The sequence below is a fragment of the Gemella sp. genome, from assembly GCF_057272915.1.
This window is the reverse complement of record NZ_DBHIUF010000009.1, coordinates 53,615-77,522: the sequence shown is the minus strand read 5'-3', so window position 1 is coordinate 77,522 and position 23,908 is coordinate 53,615. Positions and strand designations below refer to the sequence as shown.

The 23,908-nt window shown below is 29.7% G+C and carries 21 protein-coding genes; 7 read left to right on the top strand and 14 right to left on the bottom strand.

Annotated elements, in window-relative coordinates; all coding sequences use genetic code 11:
- Positions 1–18 precede the first annotated feature (18 nt).
- A complete protein-coding gene (locus tag ACO6OL_RS05370; protein WP_485502392.1) occupies positions 19–930 on the bottom strand; it encodes a TDT family transporter in 912 nt (303 codons plus the stop codon).
- 134 nt (positions 931–1,064) lie between these two features.
- Between ACO6OL_RS05370 and ACO6OL_RS05365 the strand changes: the two genes are divergently transcribed.
- Genes ACO6OL_RS05365 through ACO6OL_RS05355 form a run of 3 tightly spaced genes read left to right on the top strand, consistent with a single transcriptional unit; the run spans position 1,065 to position 3,468 of the window.
- Positions 1,065–1,640 carry a TetR/AcrR family transcriptional regulator gene (locus ACO6OL_RS05365; RefSeq protein WP_485502391.1) on the top strand — a complete coding sequence of 192 codons (576 nt, stop codon included), beginning with the start codon at positions 1,065–1,067 and terminating at the stop codon, positions 1,638–1,640.
- Entirely contained in the window at positions 1,641–2,321 is a 681-nt protein-coding gene (locus ACO6OL_RS05360; RefSeq protein WP_485491508.1) for an ABC transporter ATP-binding protein, read from the top strand.
- A gap of 4 nt (positions 2,322–2,325) precedes the next feature.
- Positions 2,326–3,468, top strand: coding sequence for an FtsX-like permease family protein (locus tag ACO6OL_RS05355; RefSeq protein WP_485502390.1), 1,143 nt, complete (start codon positions 2,326–2,328; stop codon positions 3,466–3,468).
- A 48-nt stretch (positions 3,469–3,516) separates the two neighbouring features.
- On the opposite strand, the gene ACO6OL_RS05350 is transcribed toward ACO6OL_RS05355, so the two are convergent.
- From ACO6OL_RS05350 to mbhE, 11 genes are all read right to left on the bottom strand, one after another.
- Positions 3,517–4,467 carry a metal ABC transporter substrate-binding lipoprotein gene (locus tag ACO6OL_RS05350; protein WP_485502389.1) on the bottom strand — a complete coding sequence of 317 codons (951 nt, stop codon included), beginning with the start codon at positions 4,465–4,467 and terminating at the stop codon, positions 3,517–3,519.
- A gap of 215 nt (positions 4,468–4,682) precedes the next feature.
- On the bottom strand, positions 4,683–5,516 hold the full coding sequence (locus ACO6OL_RS05345; RefSeq protein WP_485502388.1) for a metal ABC transporter permease subunit: 834 nt from the start codon (positions 5,514–5,516) through the stop codon (positions 4,683–4,685).
- Entirely contained in the window at positions 5,509–6,237 is a 729-nt protein-coding gene (locus tag ACO6OL_RS05340) for a metal ABC transporter ATP-binding protein (RefSeq protein ID WP_485502387.1), read from the bottom strand. The genes ACO6OL_RS05345 and ACO6OL_RS05340 overlap by 8 nt, the downstream gene beginning before the upstream one ends.
- Before the next feature lie 782 nt (positions 6,238–7,019).
- On the bottom strand, positions 7,020–8,363 hold the full coding sequence (glmM, locus tag ACO6OL_RS05335; protein ID WP_485502386.1) for a phosphoglucosamine mutase: 1,344 nt from the start codon (positions 8,361–8,363) through the stop codon (positions 7,020–7,022).
- Between the two features lie 292 nt (positions 8,364–8,655).
- Complete coding sequence (locus ACO6OL_RS05330; protein ID WP_485502402.1) at positions 8,656–9,024, bottom strand: cation:proton antiporter; 369 nt, start codon at positions 9,022–9,024, stop codon at positions 8,656–8,658.
- Positions 9,011–9,301, bottom strand: a complete 291-nt coding sequence (locus ACO6OL_RS05325) for a monovalent cation/H+ antiporter complex subunit F (protein ID WP_004264179.1) — start codon at positions 9,299–9,301, stop codon at positions 9,011–9,013. The genes ACO6OL_RS05330 and ACO6OL_RS05325 overlap by 14 nt, the downstream gene beginning before the upstream one ends.
- The gene (locus ACO6OL_RS05320) at positions 9,294–9,791 is read right to left on the bottom strand and encodes a Na+/H+ antiporter subunit E (RefSeq protein WP_485502385.1); all 498 of its coding nucleotides are present in this window, start codon (positions 9,789–9,791) and stop codon (positions 9,294–9,296) included. Before ACO6OL_RS05320 ends, ACO6OL_RS05325 begins: the two co-directional genes overlap by 8 nt.
- 2 nt (positions 9,792–9,793) lie before the next feature.
- Positions 9,794–11,275 (bottom strand): proton-conducting transporter transmembrane domain-containing protein, encoded by a 1,482-nt coding sequence (locus tag ACO6OL_RS05315; protein WP_485502384.1) that lies wholly within the window; start codon positions 11,273–11,275, stop codon positions 9,794–9,796.
- Positions 11,268–11,627: a Na(+)/H(+) antiporter subunit C gene (locus ACO6OL_RS05310; RefSeq protein ID WP_003147003.1), complete on the bottom strand. Its 360-nt coding sequence runs from the start codon at positions 11,625–11,627 to the stop codon at positions 11,268–11,270. Before ACO6OL_RS05310 ends, ACO6OL_RS05315 begins: the two co-directional genes overlap by 8 nt.
- Positions 11,627–12,052: an MnhB domain-containing protein gene (locus ACO6OL_RS05305; protein WP_485502383.1), complete on the bottom strand. Its 426-nt coding sequence runs from the start codon at positions 12,050–12,052 to the stop codon at positions 11,627–11,629. The genes ACO6OL_RS05310 and ACO6OL_RS05305 overlap by 1 nt, the downstream gene beginning before the upstream one ends.
- Positions 12,042–14,408, bottom strand: coding sequence for a hydrogen gas-evolving membrane-bound hydrogenase subunit E (gene mbhE / locus ACO6OL_RS05300; RefSeq protein WP_485502382.1), 2,367 nt, complete (start codon positions 14,406–14,408; stop codon positions 12,042–12,044). The genes ACO6OL_RS05305 and mbhE overlap by 11 nt, the downstream gene beginning before the upstream one ends.
- 391 nt (positions 14,409–14,799) lie before the next feature.
- On the opposite strand from mbhE, the gene deoD reads away from it, so the two are divergent.
- Together deoD and ACO6OL_RS05290 are read left to right on the top strand one after the other, a co-directional pair.
- A complete protein-coding gene (deoD, locus tag ACO6OL_RS05295) occupies positions 14,800–15,510 on the top strand; it encodes a purine-nucleoside phosphorylase (protein WP_485502381.1) in 711 nt (236 codons plus the stop codon).
- A 26-nt stretch (positions 15,511–15,536) separates the two neighbouring features.
- Entirely contained in the window at positions 15,537–17,258 is a 1,722-nt protein-coding gene (locus ACO6OL_RS05290) for a phospho-sugar mutase (protein WP_485502380.1), read from the top strand.
- A gap of 40 nt (positions 17,259–17,298) precedes the next feature.
- On the opposite strand, the gene ACO6OL_RS05285 is transcribed toward ACO6OL_RS05290, so the two are convergent.
- Positions 17,299–17,799 carry an acyl-CoA thioesterase gene (locus tag ACO6OL_RS05285; RefSeq protein WP_314160265.1) on the bottom strand — a complete coding sequence of 167 codons (501 nt, stop codon included), beginning with the start codon at positions 17,797–17,799 and terminating at the stop codon, positions 17,299–17,301.
- Between the two features lie 217 nt (positions 17,800–18,016).
- Here ACO6OL_RS05285 and pepT point away from each other — a divergent pair, with 217 nt between their 5' ends.
- Positions 18,017–19,243: a peptidase T gene (pepT, locus tag ACO6OL_RS05280; protein ID WP_485502379.1), complete on the top strand. Its 1,227-nt coding sequence runs from the start codon at positions 18,017–18,019 to the stop codon at positions 19,241–19,243.
- A gap of 262 nt (positions 19,244–19,505) precedes the next feature.
- Positions 19,506–21,506 (top strand): methionine--tRNA ligase, encoded by a 2,001-nt coding sequence (metG, locus tag ACO6OL_RS05275; protein ID WP_314160263.1) that lies wholly within the window; start codon positions 19,506–19,508, stop codon positions 21,504–21,506.
- Between the two features lie 258 nt (positions 21,507–21,764).
- Here the strand turns inward: metG and ACO6OL_RS05270 are convergent, their stop codons facing one another.
- The gene (locus ACO6OL_RS05270) at positions 21,765–23,876 is read right to left on the bottom strand and encodes a DUF5776 domain-containing protein (protein WP_485502378.1); all 2,112 of its coding nucleotides are present in this window, start codon (positions 23,874–23,876) and stop codon (positions 21,765–21,767) included.
- Positions 23,877–23,908 lie beyond the last annotated feature (32 nt).

The following is a 23,908-nucleotide window of genomic DNA, read 5'->3' as shown; positions in this document are numbered from 1 at the left end:
AATCGTGTCTTTTTGACGTTAATTTGAATAAAATAAATTCTTAATAAACCCATACCATACATATATTACGATAATTATCGCCAGTAATTCAGTTAGATGAATTAAAATATTCAAAATAGAAAATTCAGCTATTTGATAGTAAATACCAGTTTTTTGAAATGCTATTGCGCAAATCACCAACGGGAAAGTGAAAGCAGAAAAGCTAGGATAGAATTTTCTTTTTAGTAAATATGGTAATTGAATTAAAACAAATATAAATAATAATATTGTAAGTGGTATTAATATTACTAAAACTATATTACTTTTTTGTGTTACTCCAATCATATAACTAGCTAGTAATAATCCACCAGGTGCTGAAAATACAGTAATAGTAGGATAATCTCCATCTTTATAATGTTTATACTTATAAACTCTATAAAGAACAAAAGGTAATAATACTAAATAATTAATATAAGAAAAATAGAAGTAAATTAATCCTAGTGTTTCTAAATTATAATTTATTGCTGTAACTGTTACAACGGCTGGTCCAACAAAGGTGATAAACCAGGTTGGATAGATTTTACTTATATGTCTTTCCTTTATTATAAAATTATAAATTGCATAGCATACAACACAAGAATCTAGAAAGATTCCAATTATCCATACTGGCATACTCAATAGCCCGATATATTTTTTTGAAAATGAAGCAAGTAGCATAATGCTCATAGGGTATGTTGCTAGTACTGTCGCTACAACTGGATTTTCCATTTCTTTTTTTAATTTGTCAAATCCCAACACAAACTTAATAGTTAAAAGTACAATTATTATCAAAGATAATAGATTAAATAATAACTGTAGGGAAGAAGAATATGGTTGTAATAAATTTCCTAATGCAGCAGAACCTAATGCTAAGCCTGCAATTGGTGTAGGCAAGTTTTTAATTATATTCATAAACAACTCCTAATTTTTATTCTACTTTTATTGTATAAGATTTCTTGTAATAATTCAATAATTTTTCTGTTGACATTTCATACAAAATAATTTACAATAAGAAACAAGTGTTACCTATCGATGGAGGTTTGAATATGGCACCAAAATTTAAATTTACTAAAGAAGAGGTTTTGACTGTAACTATAGACTTTATAAGAGAAAATGGAATAGAAGCATTAACTGCAAGAGAGTTGGCTAAAAAATTGGAGTCATCTACTAAAGTAATATTTAGTTTGTTCTCTAATATGAAAAATTTAGAAGATGAAGCAAAGTTTGTTGCAGAAAATATTTTTTCAGAAAAAGTTAATTTAGCTTTAAAAGATGATAGTCCATTTAAACGATTAGGAGTAGAGTATATATTATTTTCAAAAAATGAACCTAAATTATTTCAATGGTTATTTATGAGAAAAGGTATAGAAGTAGAAAGTTTTAAAGATTTTCTTCCAATGCGAGACTATGAATATAAATCAGTAATTGAGTCTATAGATAAAGAGTATAGAATTTCAATAGAAAATGCAAAAAAATTTTATGAGCACTTATTTATATATAGTCATGGTATTGCAACATTAACAGTTACGGGAATATATAATTTTACACCGTCTGAAATTATTAAGTACATGGCAGAAGTAGCTAAAAGTTTAATAGTACAATATTTAAGGGAGATTGATTAAATGATTACAGCAAAAAATATTAAGAAAAAATATAATGATCAAGAAGTTTTAAGGGGAATAGATTTAAAAATTGATAAAAATGAATTTGTTGTTATACTTGGGGCTTCTGGTTCAGGGAAATCTACATTATTAAATATTTTATCTGGTTTAGAAAAGTCAGATTCAGGAGAAGTTGTATATGATAATGAGTCTATAAGTAATTACTCAGAAAAACAATTAACAAAGTTTCGTAAAGACAAAATAGGATTTGTTTTCCAACAATATTATTTATTAAATAATTTAACAGTAGAACAAAATGTTAAAGTAGGAGCTAATTTAGCGGATAATAAAGAGTATGTTGATATTATAAAGGACTTAGGATTAGAAGATAAATTAAGTAAATATCCTAATGAGTTATCTGGAGGAGAGCAACAGCGTGTTTCAATTGCGAGAGCATTAGCTAAGAAGCCAACTGTACTGTTTTTAGATGAACCAACAGGAGCTTTAGATGAGGAAACTGGAAGAAAAATATTAGAGTACTTATTAAAACTAAAAGATAAATCAAACTTTACAATGATAATGGTAACTCATAATGAGAATATTGCTGAGCTTGCAAATAAGATAATTCATGTAGGTAGTGGTAGAGTAACTTCTATTGAAGAAAACTGTACACCTAAATCTGTAGAAGAGATAGGATGGTAATTATATGCTAGTACAGTTAAAAGATTTAAGAAAAGCAATTGCAGTAGTGATAGTAAGTTTTTGTGCGGTATTTATAACTACACTGTTTTCTAACTTATATTTAGATTTGAAAGTCTTAGATATTACAGGATTTAATATAATGCAGAAAAAGTTTTATGATGCTCAGCTTATTGTTTCTAAATTTGTAGTTATTATAACAGGAACTGTCTTATCAATAAGTGCAGCTGTAATGTTAATATTTTATATAAAACAATTTATTGATGATTCTAAACATAAAATTGGAATATTAAAAGCTCAAGGTTATAGTAATAACTTTATAGCATCTAAGTTTTCTATTTTTGGATTTTTAGTATTTTTGGGTTCATTATTAGGTTATGGTAGTTCACATCTGTTTATTCCGAAATTTTATGAGAGTAGGAATACAGATAATATATTATCTGAACTTACAATAAACTTTCATCCTAAACTTTTATTAATAATGGTTATATTACCATCACTATTGTTTTTAGTAATATCAATTGTTTATGTATTCTTTAATTTAAATGTACCAACGATTAACTTACTTAAACAAATAAATTCAACAAATAAAAAAATTAGAAAAAGAAGAATTAGACAATATAAAAACTTTTTTAAAGAATTAAGAGCAACAGTATTATTTAGTAATAAAACCCTATTATTCTTTGTTATTTTTGCTGCATTATCATTTTCTTCAATGATACAAATGGCATTTGGTATGAGAGATTTTGTTGATGGAACAATAAGAATTATGATGATGATAATAGGTGTGATATTATCGTTATCAATATTATTAATTTCATTGGAAGTGATTGCTAGTAGTAATATAAAAAATATATCTATTTTAAGTATTATGGGTTTTTCAAAAAGTGAATGTTCAAAAATAGTATTATCCGGTTATAGAGTAGTAGCATACATAGGTTTTGCTGTAGGAACAATTTATCAGTATTTTTTAATAAGAGTATTACTAAAAGTTTTATCTGAAAAATTAGATAGCGAAACAACATATAACTTTGATTTAATTTCAGTAATTGGTAGTTTTATAGCATTTGTATTAATATATGAAATCTTTATTTTATACTATAGTAATAAGATAAAAAATTTAAATGTTAAAAAAATTATGATGGAATAAAAATAACAACTCCTTGTATATTTATACAGGGAGTTGTTTTAGGAGTAATTATTTAGCTAAACCTTCAGAAATTTTGTCTAAGTTCCATTTCATCATGCTGTAGTAGCTATCTCCATTTTGTCCTGGTTCAGCGATTGAATCAGTGAAGATTTTTTCGTAAATAGGAATGTTAGTATCTTTTGATACAGTTTGCATTGGACGTTCGTCAACACTACTTTCTACGAATAGAGAAGGTACTTTAGTTTTACGTAATTTTTCAACTAGAGTTTTAATTTGATCTGGAGTTCCTTCTTCTTCAGTATTGATTTCCCAAATGTAAGCTGAAGGTACATTGTATGCTTTAGAGAAGTATTTGAAGCATCCTTCACTAGTTACGATTGTTTTTTTCTCTTTAGGGATGTTGTTAAATTTATCTTTAGCTTCTTTATCTAGTTTAGAAAGTTTTTCTACGTAAGTTTTAAGATTTGCTTCGTAGAAGTCTTTGTTTTTAGGATCTTTAGCTTCTAATTGTTTAGCAATGTTTTTAGCGTAGATAATACCATTTTCAAGGTTTAACCAAGCGTGTGGATCTTCTTTACCTTTTTCGTTTTGACCTTCAAGGTAAATTACCTCAACACCTTCACTAACTGCGTAGTAATCTTTGTTTTCTTCTTTTTTAGCGTTTTGAACTAATTTTGTAAACCAAGCATTACCACCAGTTTCCAGGTTGATACCGTTGTATAAGATAAGATTAGCTTGAGATGTTTTCTTAACATCATCAGGAAGTGGTTCGTATTCGTGTGGGTCTTGACCAACTGGTACGATACTGTGTAAATCAATTTTATCACCGGCAATATTTTTTGTAATATCGGCGATAATAGAGTTAGTTGCTACTACTTTTAATTTTGTAGCTTCGTTAGAACTAGAACCTTGTTTAGCGCTAGAACAGGCAAAAAGTCCAACGGCTAGAGTAAAAATAAGCGCTAGAAAACTTAATTTTTTAAAACCTAATTTTTTCATATTATAGGCCTCCTTTATTATTTTTTGTGTAAAACAAAGAACAAAATAGATTTACATAACTAATAATAATCATTATCAATTAAAACCTCGTAATAACACCTCTAAATAAACTCACTTTGGAAGTATTTTTTATTTTAATAAGTTTATTTAAAGGAGATATTATATTAAATTAGATTAAGACTACCTTATTCTTTGTGTATTATTACCTTGAATTATTATTTTTTATGTTTAACAAAACGTTGTTTTGGTGCAACAAAGAAACTTATAGCGAAAACAATAGCAGATGTTAAAACAATACTAGATCCAGCTGCAATATTGAATGAATAACCTATGAATAATCCTAGTACTGAACAACTTGCTCCTATTGTAGATGATAAGAATATCATTGTTTTCAAACTGTTAGCATATAGATATGCAGTAGCAGCAGGAGTAATTAACATTGCGACGATTAGAATCGTACCAACACTTTGCATTGCAGTAACTGATACTAGAGTTAATAATATCATTAGCAAGTAATGGTAGAAGTTAACTCTCATTCCCATAGCTTTAGCTAATAGCTCATCAAATGAAGTCAGTAGTAATTCTTTGAAGAATAACTTAATAACTAAAAGCACGAAGACTCCAACACCAATAGTAATATACATATCTAAATCTTGTACTGCTAGTATGTTACCGAACAAGATATGGAATAAGTCTGTAGAACTTTTCGCAACACTTATTAAAATTACACCTAATGCAAGGAACGAACTGAATGTAATACCAATTGCAGTATCACTTTTAATTATCGAATTACCTTTTATGAATGTAATGATAATTGACGCTAATAGTCCAAATACAATCGCACCTATAAAGAAGTCAATTCCTAAGATGAATGATAAGGCAACTCCAGGAAGAACTGCGTGAGAGATAGCGTCTCCCATTAGTGACATACCTCTAAGAACTATAAAGCATCCTACAGCACCCGCAACTATTCCAATAACAATGGCAGTAATAAGTGCGTTTTGTAAGAAATGAAAACTATAAAGTCCATCAATAAACTCTTTAATCATTATTTTCACCTCCAGTAAAGAATAAGTCAGTGCCGTAAGCTGTAGTTAAATTAGTTCTCGTGAAAGTTGACTCAGTATCACCAAAAGCAATAACTTCCTTATTAAGTAATAGAACGCTATCAAAATAAGAATGAACTTTTCTTAAGTCGTGGTGTACTATTAATATTGTATGTCCTTTATCATGAAGATTTCTAAGTGTATTCATGATAATCTCCTCACTTACTGAATCAATACCAACGAAAGGTTCATCTAAGAATATATATTTAGCGTCTTGTACAAGACAACGAGCTATCAACACACGTTGGAACTGTCCACCAGATAGTTCACTAATTTGTCTATTAGAGAATTTTTCTAGACCAACTAACTTTAAAGCGTCGTCAACTTTTTGCCAATCAGATTTTTTTAATTTTTTTAGTATTCCAATCTTAGAATATAAGCCAAGAGAAACACATTCTCTAACTTTTATTGGAAAGTTGTAGTCAATATTTATTTTTTGTTCGACGTAAGCAACATTATCAAGATTATCTTTTGCAATCTTGTCATCAATTTTTGAAATACCAGTCGAGGGTATTATATTTAAAACGGCTTTTATTAAGGTAGATTTACCAGCACCGTTAGGCCCTATTATACCTGTAATACCAGGTCCTTTTATTTCTAAATTAATATTAGAAAGGGCAGGAGTTTGGTTATAGGTAACATTTAAATTTTCTATCTTTATCATACTTGACTTGTCCCTTCTTGTTGTATTTTGTGTTTATACATTAAAGTTTACCTTAGGAAAGAAAATAAGTCAAGTAAATTTTGTTGTATTCAGAAAAAAAACATGTATATAGCTAAATATATACAGAAAAATAATAATTATTTAGTTTAAAATTGAAAGTTTTTCAGGAAATAAAAAACCTACCTTACAAAAAATATTGTAAGGTAGAAATAAGGGAGTAAATATGAAAAGTCTTTATTATAAGCTAGGGAGACTTATAATAAAAGAACATATGAAGTAATATAATAATTACTTCATTTATTAGTATAACAGAAGTATATACAAAAAACAAGAGGAAAATAAAATTTTTTTTAAAAAATTGATATTTTTTTTTGGTAAAATATTAATAAAACTCGATTTACATAAAAAGATTAAAATTTTGATAATAATATACTATATTATTTGTATTTTAACTACAAACAACGTTAATATTATAGTAAAAAATAGCTAGTTTAAATTTACTGTAAAGATGTAAATATCTTGTGTATATATATACATTTTTAATGTACTAATTGTATAGAAAGAAAAAATTAATACAATATTAAGTAAATCATTATAAAGGAAATAAATTGAAATATAAAAAAATGTTTAAGGTAGTAGTGTATTTATCTAAGATGGTTGTGTAGCTACTGGCTTATCTTTTAAGTTGAATCATGTATACAATTGTATACTAAGAGAATACAAAAAATAAAAAGAAGTTAGATTATAAATTCTAACTTCTTTTTATAGTTTTCTTTTCTATGTTATTTTATTTCAAATTTTTCACGAACAATTTGAGCTACTTGTTCGCAATATTTATCAGTTAGCTCATTGCTACTTGCTTCCACCATTACTCGAATTAGGTTTTCTGTTCCAGATGCACGTAATAAGATACGGCCATTCCCCTCTAATTCTTTTTCTACTTTTTCACATTCAGCTAGAATTTCTGAATCTTCCATAGCAGTTTTCTTATCAACTACTTTAATATTAACTAGCTTTTGAGGATAGATATTAACTTCAGATGCTAATTCTTCAAGAGATTTTCCAGAAGTTTTAATTATATCTACAAGTTTTACAGCTGTCAAAATACCGTCACCAGTAGTAGCATAATTCATCAGTACAATATGACCTGATTGTTCACCACCAAGTGAGTAATCATTTTTTCTCATTTCTTCAACTACGTAGCGGTCTCCTACTGCAGTTTTAACAGATTGTAATCCATTTTCTTCAATTGCTTTGTAGAATCCTATGTTACTCATTACTGTAGAAACTACCATATTATCTTTTAGTTCACCTTGTTCTTTAAGGTGTTTTGCAAGAATGAACATGATTTTATCGCCATCAACAACATGTCCTTTAGCGTCAACAGCTAAAACTCTGTCACCATCTCCGTCAAAGGCAAATCCTACATCTACGTTATTTTCTTTTACGAATTCAGAAATTGTCTCGATTTTTGTAGAACCTACGTTATCATTAATATTGATACCGTTTGGTTGACAGCCGATAGTTTCTATATCAGCTTCTAAATCACCAAAAATAAAAGGAGCTACACCAGTTGTTGCACCATTAGCGCAATCTAATGCAATTTTAATATCAGATAAATCTCCAGTGATAGATTGTTTAATGTGTTGAACATATTTTTGGGTTAATTCATTACCACTGTATACTTTTCCAATTTTTTCAAAACTAGCGTTTTTAATTTGTTCAGAATTATCAATTAATGATTCAATTTCTAATTCTTGTTCATCTGTAAGTTTGAATCCATCAGGACCAAAAATCTTAATTCCATTATCTTGATAAGGGTTGTGTGAAGCAGAAATCATAATTCCACTATCTGTTTCAATTGTCTTTGTTAAATAAGCAATTGCAGGAGTAGGTATAGTACCAACTGTCATTACATTGACACCTGTACTAGTAAGCCCTGCTGTTAGTGCTTGTTCAATCATGTCACATGAAATTCTAGTATCTCTACCAATTACTACTTTTGGATGTTCTTTTTTTTCAGTAAGTAATTTACCAAGAGCTTTACCTACTTTAAAACTCAAATCGGCTGTTAGTGATTCTCCTGCGATACCACGAATACCGTCAGTTCCAAAATATTTTCTCATAAAAAAATGACTCCTTGTTTTATAATCTATATGAATATTACTATATAAAATGAAATTAGTCAAGGTTTAGGGTTGTTTTAAGCGTTTTAGTGGGGAATTAATATCATATAAGCAATTATTTAAAATTATAAAATTAGATAGGTTTATCGCATAGAATATAAAAAAAGAAGCGACTTAAAATATAGATTGATTAAAAATCATATTTTCAAGTAGCTTCTTTTAGATTTGTAGTTGTTCATAAAGTTAAAGAGTGATTTATAATTTAAATGCTTTTAACTTTTTGATAACCTTATTAATTATTTAATTGTTCAATATCGTCTAATACTTTCTTAGCTTCATCTTTATTATTTTTAGAATATACATGTTTATTATATATTATTGCACTTATAGATATCATGTGTGCTGAAACTGGAGCAGTTAAGAATAAGAATGCTATTGCTAATAAAAATTTATATTCAAATACATGTAGATAACGATAGAAGTATATAAATCCAGCTATAAGAATTAATTCTATAGCGAAAGATCCTGTAACTCCTGCGGCATGTATTTTAGTTATTTCATCAGGTAATCTAATAAATCCTATTACTGTTGATAGCATTGCTATTACTGCGATTAAAATTAGAAGTATAATAATAATGTCTAAAATACTATTTAGTATCATCACTAAAGACCTCCTTTTTAGCTAAGAATCTAGCAGTAACAACTGTACCTACTAAACATATAATAGCTATGATAAGTATAAGTGAAATATAAGAAAAAGTTTTGTAGTACATACTAACTAAAACTATTAAGCACATCAGCGGCATAGCAAGTAAATCACTTGCTATTAATTTATCGAATATGCTCGGTTTTTTTACGATATAAATTAATAAGAAAAATATCATTGCAATACTAGCGAATATACCTAGTAAAATTGAATAGTCTAATACTTTATCCATTTAAATCAACCTCCAGTATTGCTTTTTCAAAACTATTTTTTATACCTTCAATCTCACCAGGAATATCATCAGTATCAAGGCAATGAATATGAAGTGTTTTATTATCATGACCAACATTGACTGTAAGTGTACCTGGTGTTAAAGTTATCATATTGGCAAGTAGTGTAATTTGCCAGTCTTTTGTTACTTCTAAAGGGTATTCAAAAATAACAGGGTTAACATCAAGATCTTTTTTGAACATTAATTTTAAAACATTTATATCTGCTTTTAATAATTCAAACAAGAACATTAAGATTAATTTTATCCATTTATAAACATAAATGTAGTAAAGTTGATCTCCTAGAATGTTTTTTGCAAATGTTTTTCTAAAGATGAATAGTAGCACCATACCCCAGAAAAATCCGACTGCAAAATATTCAGAATTATAGTTACCTGAAAAGAACGTCCATACTACACCAACTAATATATTAATTAAAAATTGTAGTGCCATAATTATGCTCCTTTCTTAAGTACTAAGTCGATATAGTGTTGAGGATTTAGTACCATTTGTATACCTTTATCGAAGAAACCATCTAATAGATTAGTGCTTACTCCGATAATAAGTGCTATTGCTACGATAACAATAAGAGGAATTTGGACACCTTTTGGAAGAGGTTTTAAAATTAAACTCTTATTGATATTATCGTAGAATATATTTAAGAATATTCTAATTAAAGAGTAAAATACAACCAATCCAGATAATGCTACTAATATAGCAATAAATGTATTATTATTTGTAACTAAACCTTTAATTATTAGTGCTTTACCATAGAAACCACTGAATGGTGGAACCCCTGCTAATGACAGAACTATAATAAAATATGTCCAACCAAGAAGAGGGTATTTATTGATCAATCCACATTTTTGAAGATATTTGACTCCGCTAACGTAAATTATTAATCCAATAACTATGAATAATGCAGCTTTTAGTAATATGTCGTTTACTGCATAGAGTAAAGCACCTTTAACACCGAAAGTATTCAGTGTTGCAGTTCCGCAAACCATAACTCCAAGAGAAATTACGATATTAAAAATTACTATTTGTTTTAAATCTTTTTGATAGATAGCTCCGATACAACCTGCTATGATTGAGACTGCTCCAAGTATTAATATATAAGACTTGATGAAGCTTGATTCGTAATAGAATAATCCATATGTTCTAATTATTGAGTAAAGACCAACTTTTGTTAGTAATGCTCCAAAGATTATTGAGATTGCAATTGGTGGTGCTGCGTATGATCTATTCATCCATGTGAATAGTGGGAATAGTGCCCCCTTCATACAGAACACAAATATCATTACAGCTCCGATAAGGTATAATCCACGACGATCAGCCATCGATGAGATTGTTTGAGATATGTATGCCATATTTAAGCTACCAACAATTGTGTAAAGATATCCAATACTAATAACAAATAAGCTACCAGCAAAGACATTCATTAGTACATAACTAATAGAAGATTTAAGTTGTTCTTTATTAATACCTACTAATAGTAGTAAGTAAGATGACATAAGTAAGATTTCATAGAAAACAAAAAGGTTAAATATATCACCTGTAGTGAAAGCTCCGTTTATTCCGACCATGATTAATAAGAATCCAGGATAGAAGAAACTAAGTTCTCGAACTTTATCAATTGTTTTAAATGAATATATCAATGTTGCAAGAAATACAACTGAAGATGTTGTAACTAGAACACTATTAAGTCCATCTAATGTTAAAGTAATACCAAATGGACTAGCCCAGTTCCCCATTTCTAATATCAGTATTTGATGTTTATTTACCATATAGATATTGAATATAGAAAATGCTAAGACTAATAATGTAGCCAATGATGTTAATAAACGTTGCATGGCTATTCTTTTTCTAAATAATACTGTTATTGCTGCGAATAGAAGGGGGATAAATATTGGTATAACAGGTAAATTACTATGCATTATTTCTTTCCTCCTTCATATTTTCTACATCTTCAAGATCAATTACATTATCGCTTCCTTTTAATTTATAGTTAGCAATGTAGATTGAAATTAAAAGACAAGTTACTGCGAATCCGATAACGATGGCAGTAAGAATAAGTGCTGCTGGAATAGGATCTATATAATTTTTTCCTAATTCTGAGATAATAGGAATATCGCCATCATATAAACCACCTGCGATAAGTATAATAAGGTTAGCAGCATGACCAAAAAGACCAACCCCAATTATTATACGCATCATACTCTTAGAAAGCATAAGGTAAACACCAAATCCAACAAGAATACCGCATAAGATAATCATATAAAATTCCATTATTTACCATCCTTTCCGAAAGCTAAAATTACTGACATAAGAACTCCAACAACTACAAAGTATACACCTAAGTCGAATATTGCAGCTGTATGTAATTCCATTTCTCCCATTATTGGAACGTGAATGTGAGTGAAATGATGTTTGAAGAAATTCTTTCCGACTACAACACCACTAAACGCCGTACCAATAGAAAAAAGTAATCCAATAGCAGTTACATATACATAATTAATAGGAAGAAGTTTATTGATTCTATCTATTCCATATGTAAACATTGCTAGAGCTAATGCCATTGTACAAAGGAGTCCTCCGACGAAACCACCACCTGGAAGGAAGTGCCCACCAAAGTACAAACTAAGCGAAAGTAAAAATATACATCCTGAAATAATTGCGGATAATGATTTTAAAATCACATCATTAGTTTTCATCTTTTGGTCCTCCTCTTTTAATGATTTTAAACATAGCATAAATGATTAATGCAACCATAGTCATAACTGTTATTTCGAACAAGGTATCAAATCCCCTAAAGTCCACGATAATAACATTTACTATGTTTCCTCCACCAGATGCTACAACATTATCAAAATAAAATTGACTAATTTCTGATGGATTTTTATAAGCGTAAGACACAAGTCCTACGATTATAAAACTAATACCAGTTAGGGTAGCAATTATTGCATTGGTAAGTTTAAAACTTTGTTTTTCTACTTGTTTTGTTTTATCAGTTAATAGAATAAATGCTATTAAGAAAATAATAGTAGAAATTGATTCAATTACAAATTGTGTCATTGCTAAGTCTGGTGCTCTGAATGTTACATATAGTGCAGTCATCATAAATCCAATTCCAGAAGAAAGGATAATAAGTACTAGCCTATTATACACTGTAGTTAGAGCGATACAGCACACGACTATACATAATCCGATAAAAATATTCATGTAGTGAATTGTAGAGAAGTTATTAATTAACATTGGTCTACCAATTGCAAAGTAACCACCAATAATAGTTGCTGATAATACTACAAAGATATAGCTCATGTTTCTTCTAAGTTGGTTTGTAACAAATGTATCATGAAGAGTACCACTTACTTTGTGTAGTAAATTACCTAAGTTATTGTATGCACCGTGTATAGAAATAATAGTAGGGTTTATACTATAAATTCCATTTCCACTAGCGTATAATTTGTAAATTACAAAACTTGCAATGATAATAACAATAGAAGTAAGAAGTTCACTTGAGAAGAAACTATCATGATGGACATGAGTGATTACTTCGTTATTAGTTATTTTTACAGCAAGGGCAGATTGTTGTGCCGGAATAACTATGTAATCTTTTATGAATGTGTTAATAATTACAAAGACTATAAGTATTATTGGAGAGATAAATATACCATTACTTGGAAGATGCAATTTCTTATTCCCCACTATAGAATTGTCGAATTTACCTAGGAATGGTTTGAATGCTAATATTAATGAATAAATAGCAGTTCCTAAAGCTCCAATAACTACAGCTATTACGATAATCATATATAGCATGCTTGATTGCGTTAATCCATAAACTACCGTTAAGAAGTATTCTTTTGAGTAGAAACCACTTAAAGGTGGGATTCCTGCCATAGAGAACCCAGCGATAATACTTAATATAAAGCTAAGTGGCATATATCTTTTGATACCACGAAGTTTTTCGATATCACGTGTATGGAATGAGTGATCAATAATACCAGTAATCATAAATAAACTTGCTTTAAATGCTGCATGGTTAATAATATGGAAACATACTGCATAAAATGCGAATGTATAAACGTAGTGATTATCGTTGTATAGACCAAGGTTAGCTATACCTATCATAAGAGTCATCATACCAAGTTGGCTAATAGTTGAATATGCAAGAATTCCTTTTAAATCCTTTAGGAATATTGCAGAAATAGAACCTATTAGCATAGTAATAGTTCCAAAAATGATAAGAATATTACCAAATGAAGAAGTAAATGAGAATACAATTCCAATTCTTAATAATAGATAGATTCCAGCTTTAACCATCGTAGCTGAGTGTAGGTAACTACTGATTGGTGTCGGTGCCGCCATGGCATCGGGTAACCAAATATGGAATGGAAACTGTGCTGATTTTGTAAATGCACCGAATATTATAAGAATCATTGCTACTACATATTTATTGTTGTATCCGTGATTTTTAGTAAATTCTATAATTTCACTAACGTTAAAACTTCCAGTAATATTATTTAAAACGAAAATTCCTGCTAGCATTAGGACTCCACCAAAGACGGTTATAATCAATGATTTTAGAGCACCTTTTCTAGATGCATCATTTTCGTGCCAGTAACTAATTAATAGGAAAGAAGAAACAGATGTCATCTCCCAGAACATATACATACTAAGCATATTGTCAGATAAAACCACACCTAACATGGCTGACATGAATATTAGTAAAAATATGTAAAATTTATGTAATTTTTCATCTGTAATACTCATATAGTAACATGAATATAGTATTACTAGAGTACCAATTCCTGTAATTAGTAATGAGAATAGAAGTGATAAACCATCAAGATTTAGGTTGATATCAAGTCCTACGTTAGGAACAAATGCTAGTTTCTTATAGATTGTTCCACCTGAATAGATATACTTAAGATTTGAAATAAAATACCCAAACAGTATTAATGGTACAACTATAACAAATTTTCCAGTATGGATGGTTTTGAAGTTTTTCCTTAAAAAAGGTACGAAAAACATCGCAATTACTGGTAAAAAGACAGCTAATTGTAACATAAAAAAACCTCTTTCTAATTTATTTTTTTTATAACACTAATTATATAACAAAATAGCTTAAAATACTATTAATATTCAATTTTTATATAATTATTTTTCAATAGAAAATATCTAGTAAGATAAAAGAATATTATAGAGTCTTATGAAAACGGTAAAATTAAGTGTTAATTATTTTCTGAAAAGAGTTAATATAATTATATTAATTAAAAGAGTTGCTTATAGGGGGATGTGTGTTATAAAGAAGAAGTATATAATAAAATGTTAGAAGAAAATCGTTATTTTCAGAATATTCAACGGAAAATATAGATAATTATTTTTTTAATATCTCTTGTTTAAGGTGAGAAAAAAAGGTATAATAAAGTTATTAATATATTTACAGGGGGACTAACTGATGTCACATAAACAAACACCACATATTAAACCAAACGGAGTAGAAATCGCAGAAACGATTCTTTTACCAGGGGATCCTTTAAGAGCGAAATTTATTGCAGAAACATTTTTAGAAGATGCAGTTTGTTTTAATGAAGTGCGTGGTATGCTAGGATATACTGGAACATATAAAGGTAAAAAGATTTCTGTAATGGGAACAGGTATGGGACCAGCTAGTATAGGTATTTATTCTTATGAATTAATTCATACTTTTGGAGTTAAAAATTTAATTAGAATTGGAACATGTGGAGCACTACAACCAGAAGTAAAATTATATGATGTAGTTTTAGGAATGGGATCTTCAACAAACTCAAACTACATGCACCAATATAATATCCCAGGAAATTATAGCTTAACAGCTTCATTTGATTTATTATTAAAAGCTTACAACAAAGCAAAAGAAATGGGACAAGATGTTCATGTAGGGAATATTTTATGTAGTGAAATTTTCTACAATGCTGATGAAAAAGCTATGGAAAACTGGATTAAAATGGGAGTATTAGCTGTAGAAATGGAAAGTACAGCACTTTATGCTAATGCAACAGCAGCTGGAGTTAATGCTTTAACAATTCTAACAGTTAGTGATTCACTAGTAACTGGAGAAGAAACTACTCCAGAAGAGAGACAAACAGCATTTACAAAAATGATGGAAATTGCTTTAGGATTAGCGTAAAATTAGGAATTTAGAGGTAATATTATATGAGTAACTATCAAGAATTATATGAAAAATGGTTAAATAGTTCAGCTTTAACTGATGAAGAAAAATTACAATTAAAAAATGTAGCTGACGATGAAATTGAAAAAGAAGATAGATTCTATAAAGAATTAGAATTCGGAACTGCAGGATTACGTGGGAAAGTAGGAATGGGTTCTAATAGAATGAATAGATTCATTATCGCTCGTGCTACAAAAGCATTAGCACAAACTATTATCGATAATGGATTACAAGAAAAAGGTATTGCTATTGCACACGATCCACGTCTTTTCTCAAAAGAATTTGCTAAGTTAGCAGCTTTAGTAATGGCTAGTAGTGGAGTTAAAGCATACTTATTCGAAGACTTACGTCCAACTCCAGAATTATCATTTGCAGTTCGTTACTTAGGAACAGCCAGTGGTATCAATATTACAGCAAGTCACAATCCAAAAGAATACAATGGATATAAAGTATATTGGCAAGAAGGATCTCAAATTAAATCTGATATAAGTGATAAAGTACTAGAATACATTAACTCAATGGATATTTTTGATAACTATGTTACTTTAACTGAAGAAGAAGCACAAGAAAAAGGATTGTTAGTTTATATCGGACAAGAAATCGACGAAGAGTTCTATAGAGAATCTTTAAACTGTGCAATTAATGATGAAAATATTGATAAAGATATTTCCGTAGTATATACTCCACTTAATGGTGCTGGCTATAAAGCTGTTACTACAGTTCTTGCGCGTCGTGGATTTAAAAATGTTCATGTTGTTGAAGAGCAAAAGGATCCAGATGGAACTTTCCCAACAATTGAATATCCAAACCCAGAAGATACTGCAGCATTCGAATATGGTGAAAGATTAGCTAAAAAAGTTAATGCAGATGTAATTATTGCAACTGACCCTGACTGTGACCGTCTTGCTGTAGAAGTAATTCACAATGGAGAAGTAGTTTCTCTTAATGGTAACCAAGCTGGTGCAGTATTAGTTCAATATGTAATTGAAAATCTTGCAAAACAAAACAAACTACCAGAAAACCCAGTGTTAGTTAAATCTATCGTAACTTCTAAGATGGTAGAACCACTTTGTAAGGAATACGGAGTAGAAGTTATCGATGTTCTTACTGGATTTAAAAACATCTGTGCATTACCAAATGAATGGGATATTACAGGTGAGAAAAACTATGTAATGGGATATGAAGAAAGTATTGGATACAACGTTGGTACATTCCTACGTGATAAAGATGGTGTAACTATTGCTATGTTATTAGTAGAAGCTGCAGCATTCTACAAAACACAAGGTAAAACATTAGTAGATGTACTTGATGGTTTCTATGAAAAATATGGTTACTACCTAGATAAAACTATCTCAATTGTTTTAGAAGGAGCAGCAGGTGCTCAAAGAATTAAACGAATGATGGAGAAATATCGTGAAATCTTTGCTCGTGAAATCGCAGGAAGTGAAGTAGTAGCGATTACTGACTACTTAGTACAAAAAGAAAAAACTGTTGCTACAGGTGAAGAAAAAGCTATTGAAATCGAAAAAACTGATGCTGTTAAATTCAGTTATTCAGACGAATCATGGTATACATTACGTCCAAGTGGAACAGAACCAAAAGTAAAACTTTATATCTATGTTAAAGATGCAGATAAGAAAGTTGCAGAAGAAAAATTAGTTAAATTTGAAGAGAAAGTATTAGAATTACTTTATTCAATCGACTAACAAAATAAAAAAAGGAAGTGAGAATAATCTCACTTCTTTTTTACTTATTATAATATTTTAGATACTCTTTACAGAATTCACGAGCTGATAGTTTACCGCTTTGTCTGTCTGCATAAGAAGAGCTTACAAATTTTGAAATCTCATCTGTGTATTCAACTTTTGGTAGAGGTTGCTCAAGAACTGTGTCTCTGCTTATTGCGAATGTTGAGAAACAAATACCAACTAGGCGAGTGTGTCTAGTTTCATGGTTGAATGCACTTAGTTCTGCAAAAATTTCAACACTTCTAGTACCCACTCTTGACACATAACTATCAATAATTAATGCCTCGTGTCTGTGGACAACATCTAAAAATTGATAAGTATCAATACTTGCTGTGAAAAATGGTAGGTGTGTATATCTACGTATTACTAAACCTTGTACATCATCAAGCCAATATAGGGTTTGTCCACCGAATAATGTATCGTGTCTGTTCATATGGTTTGGATAGATAGTGTGGAAATTCTCAATTCTAGTATCTTTATAATTCATAACTTGTTGCATGAAAAAGTTCTCCTTGAAATTTATTTTACTAATATCTAATATGAAATTAGAATACATATGTAATTGTATCACAAATAGATAAATATATTAAGTATCATTTATTATTTTAAACAAAGTTATTTGAGAATGTTGTTTTTAAAAATATGAATTTTATAACCTTTACATTTTGATAAAAATTGTATTATAATAAAAGAAAATACAAATGAGGTGAAGAATAATGAAATATGAAACTATGTTAGAACGTTTCTTAGGATATGTTAATTTTAAAACTAGATCTGATGCCGCTAGTACGACGATTCCATCTACTCCAGAGCAAAAAGATTTTCTACGTATGTTAAAAGGACAATTAGAGGAATTGAATCTTAGTGACATAGAATTAAATGAAGAAAACTGGTTTTTAACTGCAACATTACCGGCTAATACTGATAAGCCATACGATAGAATTGGATTTATTTCACATGTGGATACTGCAGATTTTAATGTTGAAGGTATTAATCCACAAGTTATTGAGAATTATGATGGTGAAGATATTATTTTAAATAAAGAATTAAATGTAGTAATGAGTAAAGCTGAGTTTCCTAATTTAAGTAACTATAAGGGTTTAACTTTAATTACTACGGATGGGACGACTTTACTAGGTGCTGATGATAAAGCTGGAATTACTGAAATAGTGGAAGCTATTAAGTATTTAAGTGAACATCCTGAAATTGAACATGGTGATATTCGTATTGCATTTGGTCCTGATGAAGAAATAGGGCGTGGAGCAGATCACTTTGATGCTAAAGGTTTTGCAACAGATTATGCGTTCACTATGGATGGTGGAGTTCTTGGTGAATTAGAATATGAAAGTTTTAATGCTGCACAAATTACATATAAAATTACTGGAGTAAGTGTTCATCCAGGTACGGCAAAAGGTAAAATGAAAAATGCAAATACAATTGCTGCTGAATTAGCTTCACTGTTCCCAGAAAAAGAAGTTCCTGAGCATACAGAAGGATATGAAGGATTCTATTTATTGCATAATATGCAAGCTAGAATTGAAGAAGCTGAGATGGTGTATATAATTCGTGATCACGATAAAGGAAAGTTTGAAGCACGTAAGAAATTTGCAGAACAAGTATCAGCAAAAATTAATGAAAAATATGGTAATGTAGTTGAATATGAATTATTTGATCAATATTATAATATGGGAGATGTAATTAAAAAAGATAAACGCTGTGTTGATGTAGCAGAACAAGCTATAAAAAATGTAGGAGTAACACCTATTATTATTCCAATTCGTGGTGGAACAGATGGTTCTAAAATTTCATATATGGGAATCCCAACGCCAAATATCTTCGTTGGGGGAGAAAACTTCCATGGACAATATGAATTTAGTTGTTTAGAACATATGGAAAAAGCTGCTGATACTATAGTGGAGATAGCAAAATTAGCAAAAAAATAGTGGTAATTATTCAATGACGTAAGAAGAAATTTACTAGATTTATAATTTAATTATAGTATTTTAAGAAAAATACTTAAATACAAGATACAGCTATTTATAATTCAAAGATAAGTTTTGAATTATAAACGAGCTGTATTTTTTATACAAAGAACTTTTAAATTTGAAAAAAATGATAAAAAATCATGCAATAGCCTCAAATATATGGTACAATAGTAATGTATATTAACTAAAAAATTGAAACGAAAGTGAGGATGGTTGTAAGATGACTAAAAAAACATTTTATGTTACAACTCCTATTTATTACCCAAGTGGTAACTTACACATAGGGCATGCGTATACAACAGTAGCGTGTGACGCTTTAACAAGATATAAAAAATTAAGTGGATATGATACATACTTTTTAACAGGCACAGATGAACATGGTCAAAAAATTCAACAAAAAGCTCAGGAAAAGGGTATTTCAGAACAAGCTTATGTTGATGAAATGATTAAAGATATAAAAAGATTATGGGAAGCAATGGATATTAACTATAGCAAGTTTATCCGTACAACAGATGACTATCATGAAAGAGCAGTTGCTGAAATTTTCGATAAATTAGTTGAAAAAGGGGATATCTATCTTGGAGAATATAAAGGTTGGTATTCTATTAGTGATGAAGAGTATTTCACAGAAACTCAACTTCAGGAAGTTTTCAGAGATGAAGAAGGAAACATGATTGGTGGTATTGCACCAAGTGGAAATGAAGTTAAATTAGTTAGTGAAGAATGTTACTTCTTTAAAATGAGTAAATATGCTGATAGATTAGTTAAATACTATGACGAGCACCCAGAATTCATTTTACCTGAAAGCAGAAAAAATGAAATGCTTAATAACTTCATTAAACCAGGATTAGAAGATTTAGCGGTTACTCGTACAACTTTCGACTGGGGAGTAAAAGTAAAATCAAATCCAAAACACGTTGTATATGTTTGGATTGATGCTTTAGTTAACTATATTACAGCGCTAGGGTATGCAACTGGTGAAAGTGAAGAACTATTTAACAAATACTGGCCAGCTGATGTTCAAGTAGTAGGTAAAGAAATCGTACGTTTCCACGTTATTTATTGGCCAATACTTCTTATGGCATTAGATTTACCATTACCTAAGAAAATCTTCGCTCACGGTTGGTTATTAATGAAAGACGGTAAAATGAGTAAATCTAAAGGTAACGTAGTAGATCCTTATATGTTAATAGAGCGTTACGGATTAGATTCTGCGCGTTATTACCTACTACGTGAAGTACCATTTGGACAAGACGGTATTTTCACACCTGAGAGTTTCATTGATAGAATCAATTCAGATCTATCAAATGACTTAGGAAACCTATTAAATAGAACTATTTCTATGATTAATAAATACTGTGGTGGAGTAATTCCAAAATTCGTTGAACCAACTACAGAGTTTGATAAAGAGTTAATAGCTTTATCAAAAGAAGTTATTGCTGAATATGAAGAGTACATGGAAAACATGCAGTTCTCTAAAGCGTTAGAATCAGTTTGGAAATTCATTTCTAGAACTAATAAATATATTGACCAAACTACTCCATGGATTTTAGCAAAAGACGAAGCAAATCAACCTGAATTAGATAAAGTAATGAACTACTTAGCTGAAAGTCTTCGTATAGCTACAATTTTAATAGCACCAGCTTTAACAAAAGCACCAGCAGAAATTGCTAAACAATTAGGAATTAGAGAAGACTTATTAGTGTTTGAGTCTGCTAAAACATTTGGAGTGTTTGATGGAACTGTAAAAGTTGTAGAAAAACCAACTCCAATCTTCCCAAGATTTGATAAGGAAGTAGAAGTAGAGTATATTAAAGAACAAATGTCACCTAAGGCACTTGAGAACTTAGAAACAGAATCTAAAGAAGAAAAAGAAGATACATATGTTGAACTTGCAGAAGAAATCACAATTGATAAATTTTTTGAAACTTCTTTAAGAGTAGCAGAAGTATTAGAATGCGAAAAAGTTAAGAAAAGTTCAAAATTATTGAAATTCAAACTTGATTTAGGAAATCACCAAAGACAAATAGTTTCTGGTATTGCTAAATACTATGATCCAGCAGAATTAGTAGGTAAAAAAGTAGCTGTAGTAGCTAACTTAAAACCAGTTAAACTATGTGGCGAATTAAGTGAAGGAATGATTTTATCAGCAGAAAAAGATGGTATCTTACGAGTAGTTGAAATTAATGCTGAAATTCCTAATGGAGCAGAGATTAGATAATATGAAAAGAGAATGTAGTGAAAACTATATTCTCTTTTTTGGGTTCTATAATAAATGGTTGTATACTAAATCCGGGGCATGGAAAAGAGGGGTGACTTGAAAATCATAATTTCAAAGAAATAAGATTTTATTGAGTCCCCCCTGTAGTGTTTTATTAGATATCTAGAAAGCTTTATAAAGCGAATTTAGCTATTGATACACATTGTGTTTATGAGTTTTCATATAAACTTTGTTAAATTGGGCTAGCCTCTTAAATTTTTATCTAGTAGTTCCTTGGTTGTTCTGAGAATTAGAACTATTTTTATTTTCGTTATCGATATTTTTTGACTTTGGAGCTTCTCTATTTACTTCTGTTACGCGAATAGGATTAACCGGCACAAATGATCCATCGGTTACAAAATAAATCAATCTATTATTAGATATTCCAATTCCATTAATGTTCAACTGTGCTCCACTACCAAATGTTACACGAACTTTACTAGCTGATTCATCAGAATAAACATTTTGTGTAGCTAAGAATTTAATTGCTACTGGTCGAGAAATAAAGTCGTCAAGTTGATCGTTTTTAGAGTTCACTGATACGAATTTTCCATTTGCTGTGATATATTGTCCTTGTAAAGGTCCTGATGAAATATGATACATTAAGTATCCAGCAGGAGATACAATTTTGTTTACAGTTAGTTTAGTACCCGGTTCAATAACATCTCCTTGATCAGACCAACTAGCAGATTTGAAAGCGTGAATTTTTTTGTTTACTGTAACTTGACGATCTATATCAAATGAATATGATGAGAATGTTCCGGCAAGTTTTGCGGTTATTTCTTCATCTTGCGCATCAGAATCTATACGAGCAGCTTCCGCTTTTTCTTGTGCTTCTAATATTTTAGCTTTTTCTTCGGCTTCTTTTTGTTTTTTCATTTCTTCGGTAGTATCGACAGCTGTAGTATTTGTTTCACCAAAACTTACATAGTGTTCTTTAGAAGAAGAAATGAATTTCAATGTAATAAGAAAACAAATAGATAATGCTATTGCTAGAATGAATGAAGTAGAAATTTTAACTTTAATATTTTTAGAGATTCTATTAATTTTATCATAGTCTTCTACATTTTTTCTGAAAATTTTTTTAGAAATAAATGCTTTAAGATAAAGTAGAGATACTATGAAAATATTTCGTACTTTGTTATCGATATATTTAATTCTAAATGCAGTTTCTTCTTCATTGACTACTTCTTTTTTTATATTATGTAGTTCTTTTTTAAAATCATCAAGTTTGTATTCTATCTCAAGATTTTTTTGAATTTTTTCAATGATTTTTTTCTCAGATATAATATCTTTTTGAGTAATTTGTTTTTGAGATACTAGGCTATTGAGTCTTTTTTCTTCTAAAATAATTTTTTCTTTATCATCTTTTCTATTTTTTAGAGTTGAGATAATTAATTTTTTTTCTTCGATTTTATCCTCTAATGAAATTAGGGTAGTATTTAAAGAAAGAAGAGTGTTCTCATGCTCTCGCATTTCATTTTCTTTTTGTAAGAATTCTATTTTTTTCTTGTCTTCTAAGATTTGGAATTCTTTTTCTTTTCTTCTAAATGCTCTTTTTCTTTTTTCTGCCTGTTCTTTTTCGATACGCTGACGTTCTAGTTCTTTTTCGCGAGCAATACGTTCTTTTTCAAGACGTTCTTTTTCACGTTTTTCAGCTTTTTCTTTTTCAATACGTTGACGTTCTAGTTCTTTTTCGTGAGCAATACGTTCTTTTTCAAGGCGTTCTTTTTCGCGTTTTTCAGCCTTTTCTTTTTCGATACGCTGACGTTCTAGTTCTTTCTCACGAGCAATGCGCTCTTTTTCAAGACGCTCTCTTTCGCGTTGTTCAGCTTTTTCTTTTTCGATACGTTGACGTTCTAGTTCTTTCTCACGAGCAATGCGCTCTTTTTCAAGACGTTCTCTTTCACGTTTTTCAGCTTTTTCTCTTTCGATACGTTGGCGTTCTAGTTCTTTCTCACGAGCAATGCGCTCTTTTTCAAGACGTTCTCTTTCAGCGCGTGCAATCTCATTTTTTTTTCGTTCTTCTTCTATTTTTCGTTGTTGTTCTTCAAATTTCTTTTTTGCATTTTCTAGCTCGAGAGCGCGTTTTTTAAGTTCTTTTTCTTGTAATCTTACTTCTTTTTCTTTTTCACGAAGTTCTTTCTCCAGAGCTGATTCATCAAGATGACTTAGATTGTCAGCAAAAGAAGTTGTAGATTCATTATTTTTTAAATTAAAAGTTTTTACTTGTTTTTTTATACGACTAAAAAAAGATATAGAGCTATCTTTTTTTTCAATCGAATCTGCAGTCTCTTGTTCGACTACTTTTTCTTCTAGTTCTTTTGACATAAAAAAAATCCTTTCACACACTATTAATACTT